This window comes from Mesorhizobium sp. M7A.F.Ca.US.005.03.2.1 (assembly GCF_003997795.1).
Lineage (GTDB): Bacteria > Pseudomonadota > Alphaproteobacteria > Rhizobiales > Rhizobiaceae > Mesorhizobium > Mesorhizobium ciceri.
The window spans coordinates 1-6,279 of the sequence record NZ_RZRP01000344.1 but is presented as its reverse complement, the minus strand read 5'-3'; the positions used below and the strand labels follow the sequence as shown (position 1 = coordinate 6,279).

Here is a 6,279-nt window from a genome sequence, read left to right as displayed (position 1 = left end):
CGGAAATTTCGAGACGGATTGAGCCACCTTCCTTAACCCGCCGTTCACCATAAAAGCAGATGCTGTTTTTCCCAGATACCGCTGGAACTTGTTGCATCACCGAACATTTCCGCAGCAGGATTTGCAGTATGGTGGGAGGAATGCCTTGACGGTTGCCGACATGAACAGACTGGAGCAGGCCGCCCGGATTTCCATGGGCGAGTTTGAGGACTCCGAGGCTTCCGCGCCACCGCTGGCTCCTGTTCCCAACGGAGCTTTGCGCCTTGTTGCGCTGGCCTTGGTGGCGGTGATCATGGCGGTCGCCCTGCACCAACTGGTCTACTAGGCCACGTCGTTTCGGCCGGTGGCCGAATCGGCTGTAGCGCCATCTTATTTCCCCGGCCGATCAAGCCAGCCAGGAACTTTGGCGAATGTAGACCGTTACTATGGCGAGAGGACTTCTCGCCATGGAACATATCGCTGCATTGTTGCTGGTCATCGGTTGCTCGAACACGATGGCCGACTGCCGTGAACTCCAGGTGCCCGTAAGCGTTTTCGCGACGGCCGAGCAATGCGTGGCCGAACGCCCATTCGTCTTGGGCGACGTGCAAGGGCAGGCTGACCACATCGTCGCCAAATGCCTTGCGGTCGATCCGGCGCTTGAGGACGACTATGATCAGATCGTCTGGAATGTGCGCGCCGATGGTACGCTTGACGCGTCTTTGGCAATTTCCAGCCTGGTAATGGCATCGAACACGATACGCCCAGAAAAAGACTATCTTCACCAACAATAGATTGCAGCAGCAAAGGCCGTCATTTCATGCTAAATGGCGGCTGGAGCTTACTAAAGTGAGGACACAAAGTGAGGAGTGACTCTATGCGGAAGATGATTATTGCCCTGGTTGCGGTGGTCGCGGTCAGCGGCTGCACCTCGACTGAGAAGGACGTGGTTGGCGGCGGCTTGATCGGCGCCGGTGTCGGCGGCTTGGTCGGCGGCGGTAAGGGCGCGCTGATCGGCGCGGCCGTGGGTGCCGGTTCCGGCCTGCTGGTGCGCAACCTGCGCAACGGCTATTGCCAATATCGCGATCATCGCGGCCGGATCTACACGGCTCGCTGCAACTAATTCGGCGATAATCGAAACGTCGATCCGGAGGCCGGTCCGCCGGCTTCCGGGTTTTTGATGTCTGGATGCTTCCCCCTTGTCGGCAACGGTCGCGCTCAATTGGCGAGTGGAATTTTGATTTCCACGTTCAGCCCATTGGCTTGGTAATCCCGTTTGATCGTACCGCGCAATTCGCGCGTCACGTTGAGGTCGATCAGCTTGGTGCCGAATCCGGTCTCGGCGGGCGCTTCAAGTTTCTTCTGCCCGTTTTCGCGCCAGTTGAGAGCCAGCATCCTGTCGCGCCCTCGGCCTTCGAGCGACCAGTCCACCTTCAGCGCCCCAACGGAATTGCCGGCCTCGCCGTATTTCAGCGCATTCGTCGCCAGTTCGTGGAAGGTCAGGCCGAGCGCTTGCGTCGTGGTTTCGTCGAGCAGCACCTGTGGTCCCGACAACAGCTCATCGGGCAGCTCCTTGCCGAACACCTGACCCAGCTCGATGCGCAGGAGATCGCCAAGATCGGCCTTCTGCCAGCGTGAGCGCGTCAGCATGTCCTGGGAGGCCGCCATCGCCTGCAGCCTGGCCGAGAAGGACGCTGAAAACTCGTTGACGTCGGTCGCCCGCGATGCCGTCTGACGCGCGATCGCCAGCACCCTGGTGATCGAATTCTTGATGCGATGCTTCATCTCCTGCAGCATCAGGTCTTTTTCGATCAGGCTCTTTTCCGTCGTTTCGTGCAATCGCGACGCTGCCTCATAGGCCCGCTCCTGATAGCGCGCCACAAGCGCGATTGCGCCCGCCAACAGCAGGCCGAACAGCCCCAGCATCACCGGAATGGCGCGCGACGACGGCTGCGAGAAGGCGCTTGTCGGCCGGAACAGGACAGTCCATGGCTGTCCGGCGACGATGATCTTTCGCGTGACCAGCAGCCTGTTCCCGAAAGTGGAAGCCGGCGGCGTCTCCGACCGGAACAACAGATTGTCGCCGTTCACGGCACCATCGCCATCATAGATTTCGGTGTTGACCGGCAAAAGCGGCGACCGGCTGAGCGCGGTCTGGAACAGATCGCGAGCCCGAAAGGCCGCATAGAGAAAACCTGATGTCGAGGATCTCGAAGCATTGATGACGTCGGGAGCGGTTTCGACATTGAGCCGCACGAAAACGAAGAAGCCGGTGAACGTCTGCGCGGCGCCCGTGTCCTGGCCTAGCTGCACCAGCCCGCTGGCATGCTGCTGGTCGTCGGACATCGCCTTTTCGATCGCCGCACGCCGCACCGGTTCGCTGAACATGTCGTAGCCGATGCCGGCTTGATTGGATGGATCCAGCGGTTCGAACAGCACGATAGGGGTGCGCCAGGGTTGCGTGGTATCCGGGTAGATTGGATGACTGACGCCATAATCGTGCAGCATGTCGCGTTCGACCGTCGCCTCGTCGCCCGTCTTTGCCAGCCTGAGGAAGCCGATACCGCGCAAGCCGGCGAAATTCTTGTCGACATCGAGCGCGGTGAAGAAGGCCTTGAACTCATTGCGAGAAATATCGCCATTGCGGGCGTCGAACAGGGCCTGCGTCGAGCGCAGCAGCGACAGATGCAGGTCGATGCGGCTCTCGATCCGGTTGAGCGCATCGTCGGCAGTCGCCTCGAACTTGATGCGCGCGGCTTCCTGCGTGGCGAAGTAGGCAAAACCTGCCATCACCATGCTGATCAGCGCGACGGCGATAAAGGCGATGATCGGGAAAAGCTTCTTCAACGGATCGTGCGGTCCCTGAGCAATGTCGGACCTTTATGCGCAAGTCGCCCTGCCAACACAATGCCAAGGCCAAGCCATCCCTACGGCTGGCATATCACGTGTCCGGCAACCGCGATCTGGCTTGATCTCAGGCCGCGATCTTCAGCGCGCCCGGTCCGGGAATGGCGCCTGGCGGGCATTTGCCCAGAATGATCATGCCCAGCACCTCGTCCTGGGTGACATCAGTGGTGCGGGCGGTGCCGACCACCTGGCCGTTCTTCATGACGCAGACCCGGTCGGCAAGCTCGAACACATCGTGGATGTCGTGGCTGATCAGGAAGATGCCGATGCCGTCGGACTTGAGCTGCTTGACCAGTTCGCCGACCTGCGCCGTTTCCTGCGGACCAAGTGCGGCCGTCGGCTCGTCCATGATCAGGATGCGGGCGTTGAACAGGATCGCACGCGCGATCGCCACCGATTGCCGCTGGCCGCCCGACAGCTTGATCACCGGCTCCTTGAAACGCTGGAACCGGGGATTGAGCCGACCCATCACCTTGCGCGCCTCGGCCTCCATGGCAACGTCGTCGAGCGTGCCCCAGGCGGTCATCAACTCGCGGCCGAGGAACAGATTGGCGGCGGCGTCGACATTGTCGGCCAACGCCAGCGTCTGGTAGATCGTCTCGATGCCGTATTTCTTGGCGTCGCGCGGGTTGGAGATCGATGCCTCCTCGCCGTTGACGAAGATCTGGCCCGAATCGCGCTTGTAGGCGCCGGACAGGATCTTGATCAATGTCGACTTGCCGGCGCCATTATGGCCGAGCAGCGCCACGACCTCGCCGGGGAAAAGATCGATCGAGGCGTCGTCGACGGCGCGGATGCCGCCAAACGCGATCGAGATGTTCCTCATGTCGATCAGCGCGGTGGCTGCAGGAGCAGTCTTGTCAGTCATGGCATGCCCTCCTAGACGCGCTTGCGATAGACGGTGTCGAGCCACACGGCGATCACCAGTACGGCGCCGACGACGATGCTCTGCAGCGGCGAGTCGACACCAAGCAGCACCATGCCGGACTGCAGCGACTGCATCAGCAGGGCGCCGAGCATGGCGCCGATGATCGTTCCCGACCCGCCGGCTAGCGATGTGCCACCGATCACGGCGGCTGCAATGACGAGCAGCTCGTCGAGCGTTCCAAGCACGTTGGTGGCCGAATTCTGCCGGGCCGAGGAGATCGCCGCGGCAATCGTGGCCAGCACGCCCATGATCATGAACACCTTCATGGTGATCCAGCGCGTGTTGATGCCGGCGAGATTGGCCGCCTCGGGATTGCCGCCGATGGCGAAGACATAGCGGCCGAAACGGGTGCGGTTGGTGATGAAGGTCATGACCAGCCCGACGGCGACCGCCATCAGCACCGGTATGGCGATACCGTGGGCGATGAACAGGCCGCCTTCGGGAACGGTGATGTTGTTGGCGGCCGCATATCTGTTCACGATGCCGATCGGCCAGGGGTAGGAGTTGGCGAGCCAGACCGCACCCATGATGGCGCCGCAGGTGACGACACCGAGCAGCGCCTCGGCCCAGATCGGACGTAGCGGAAAACGGAAACGCTTGCGCTGCACCCGCCCGTTGAACAGCCCAAACACCACGGCGAGGCAGGCGACGATCCCGACAACCCAGCTCCAGGTTGCGCCGATCGATCCCGCCGGCCCGCCGCCCATCAGCTGAAAGGTGGCGTTAAGCGGCGCCACGGTCTGGCCTGATGTGACCCACCAGGCAGCACCGCGCCAGACCAGCAGGCCGCCCAGCGTCACGATAAAGGCGGGCACTTCGAGATAGGCGATGACGAAGCCTTGAAAGGCGCCGATCAACAGGCCGAGCGCCAGGCCGATGACCAGCGCCAGGACCCAGATCCACGGATTGCCGAGTTCGAGCCCGACAAAACGCACCAGGAAATGCACCTGGGCAAATCCCATCACCATGCCGATCAGGCCCTCGGCGGAACCGACCGACAGGTCGATGTTGCGCATGACGATGACCAGCACCATGCCGCAGGCCATGATGGCGACCGCGGATGTCTGCACCGACAGGTTCCACAGATTGCGCGGCGTGAGAAAGGTGCGGCTGTCGAAATCGAGCGGGTTGACGCCGAGGCGCAGGCTGGAAATGACATGCAGCCCAATCCAGATGACCAGCAGCGCGCCGATCATGCCGAGCATCCGGGTGTCGATCTCGGTCGCCTTCAGGAACCGGGCGACGGCGCCGAGTTCCGACGCGCGCGCCGTATCGGCCTGCGGGTTGGACGTCGTGTCGGTCATGATTTCCTCCCACCGGCTGGCCGTCTGACGCGCATGCCGGAGCCCAGCCTAGAAGCTATCCGCATGATGCGGAAACACAATTCTTTGAGAAAACGCCGCGGCTTTTGGGCCGCGGCGTTCAGATATTTCGAAGTGGTCCGGATCAGTTACAGGCCGCGACGGTGCCGGCAGCGACACCCGCGCAGACTTCGTCCTTCTTGATCCAGCCAGCGTCGATGACGACGTTGAGATTGTCCTTGGTGATGGCAACCGGAGTCAGGAACAGCGACTTGACGGTGTTGCCGCCCGGCGTCGTGAAGTCCTTGGCGCCGGCGATGTCGCTCGTCTTCTTGCCGTCGGCCAGTTGCGAGGCGATCTCGGCGGCATTCTTGCCGAGCTCGCGCGCGTCCTTCCACACCGACACGGTTTGCGTGCCCAGGGCGATGCGGTTCAGCGCGGCGTGGTCGCCGTCCTGCCCCGAGACCGGCACGGTGCCGGCCAAGCCTTGAGCCGTCAGCGCCGCGACGACGCCACCGGCAGTGCCGTCATTGGCCGCGACCACCGCGTCGACCTTGTTGTCGTTGGCGGTCAGGAACTGTTCCATGTTCTTCTGGGCGTTGGCGGGCAGCCAGCCATCCGTGTAGGCTTCGCCGACATTCTTGATCTTGCCGCTGTCAATGGCTTCCTTGAGCACTTCCATCGAGCCCGAGAACAGGAAGTCGGCATTGGGATCGGCACCGGAGCCCTTGATGAAGACGTAGTTGCCTTCCGGCTTGACCTTGAACACTTCGCGGGCCTGCATGCGGCCGACTTCCTTGTTGTCGAAGGTCAGATAGAAAACGTCCTTGTTCTCGATCAACCGGTCATAGCCGACGACCGGAATGCCTTCGTCCAGCGCCTTCTGCACGGCCGGGCCGATGGCCGAAGCATCCTGCGCCAGGATGATCAGGGAATTGGCGCCCTGCGAGATCAGGCTTTCGACGTCGGTAAGCTGCTTGCCGGGATTGGACTGCGCATCGGCGGAGATGTACTTGTCGCCGGCGGCCTCGATCGCCGTCTTCATGGCGGCCTCGTCGGTCTTCCAGCGTTCCTCCTGGAAATTGGACCACGAAACGCCGACGACCTTGTCCTTCGCCTGCGCGACAGACGCGAGCGTCAGCGACATGGCGGCACCCGCCAGGA

The 6,279-nt window shown here is 62.1% G+C and carries 7 protein-coding genes; 3 read left to right on the top strand and 4 right to left on the bottom strand.

Annotated elements, in window-relative coordinates; translation table 11 throughout:
- Positions 1 to 145 precede the first annotated feature (145 nt).
- The 3 genes from EN991_RS19415 to EN991_RS19405 all read left to right on the top strand — a co-directional run bounded on the left by EN991_RS19415 (position 146) and on the right by EN991_RS19405 (position 1,102).
- Complete coding sequence (locus EN991_RS19415) at positions 146 to 325, top strand: hypothetical protein (protein ID WP_013529280.1); 180 nt, start codon at positions 146 to 148, stop codon at positions 323 to 325.
- 121 nt (positions 326 to 446) lie between these two features.
- Positions 447 to 773 carry a hypothetical protein gene (locus EN991_RS19410; RefSeq protein WP_013529279.1) on the top strand — a complete coding sequence of 109 codons (327 nt, stop codon included), beginning with the start codon at positions 447 to 449 and terminating at the stop codon, positions 771 to 773.
- 83 nt (positions 774 to 856) lie between these two features.
- The gene (locus EN991_RS19405; RefSeq protein WP_013529278.1) at positions 857 to 1,102 is read left to right on the top strand and encodes a YMGG-like glycine zipper-containing protein; all 246 of its coding nucleotides are present in this window, start codon (positions 857 to 859) and stop codon (positions 1,100 to 1,102) included.
- 95 nt (positions 1,103 to 1,197) lie between these two features.
- Here EN991_RS19405 and EN991_RS19400 read toward each other — a convergent pair whose 3' ends face one another.
- The 4 genes from EN991_RS19400 to xylF all read right to left on the bottom strand — a co-directional run bounded on the left by EN991_RS19400 (position 1,198) and on the right by xylF (position 6,277).
- Positions 1,198 to 2,826: a CHASE domain-containing protein gene (locus EN991_RS19400; protein WP_127369333.1), complete on the bottom strand. Its 1,629-nt coding sequence runs from the start codon at positions 2,824 to 2,826 to the stop codon at positions 1,198 to 1,200.
- 127 nt (positions 2,827 to 2,953) lie between these two features.
- Entirely contained in the window at positions 2,954 to 3,754 is an 801-nt protein-coding gene (locus EN991_RS19395) for an ATP-binding cassette domain-containing protein (RefSeq protein WP_013529276.1), read from the bottom strand.
- An 11-nt stretch (positions 3,755 to 3,765) separates the two neighbouring features.
- Positions 3,766 to 5,118: a sugar ABC transporter permease gene (locus EN991_RS19390; RefSeq protein WP_013529275.1), complete on the bottom strand. Its 1,353-nt coding sequence runs from the start codon at positions 5,116 to 5,118 to the stop codon at positions 3,766 to 3,768.
- Positions 5,119 to 5,260: 142 nt separating this feature from the next.
- Positions 5,261 to 6,277 carry a D-xylose ABC transporter substrate-binding protein gene (gene xylF / locus EN991_RS19385; RefSeq protein WP_164769202.1) on the bottom strand — a complete coding sequence of 339 codons (1,017 nt, stop codon included), beginning with the start codon at positions 6,275 to 6,277 and terminating at the stop codon, positions 5,261 to 5,263.
- Positions 6,278 to 6,279: the final 2 nt, after the last annotated feature.

Bases quoted from the DNA above. Each gene is read 5' to 3' on its own strand.
- EN991_RS19410 (WP_013529279.1), top strand. From the start codon at position 447: ATGGAACATATCGCTGCATTGTTGCTGGTCATCGGTTGCTCGAACACG.
- EN991_RS19405 (WP_013529278.1), top strand. From the start codon at position 857: ATGCGGAAGATGATTATTGCCCTGGTTGCGGTGGTCGCGGTCAGCGGC.
- EN991_RS19395 (WP_013529276.1), bottom strand. From the start codon at position 3,754: ATGACTGACAAGACTGCTCCTGCAGCCACCGCGCTGATCGACATGAGG.
- EN991_RS19390 (WP_013529275.1), bottom strand. From the start codon at position 5,118: ATGACCGACACGACGTCCAACCCGCAGGCCGATACGGCGCGCGCGTCG.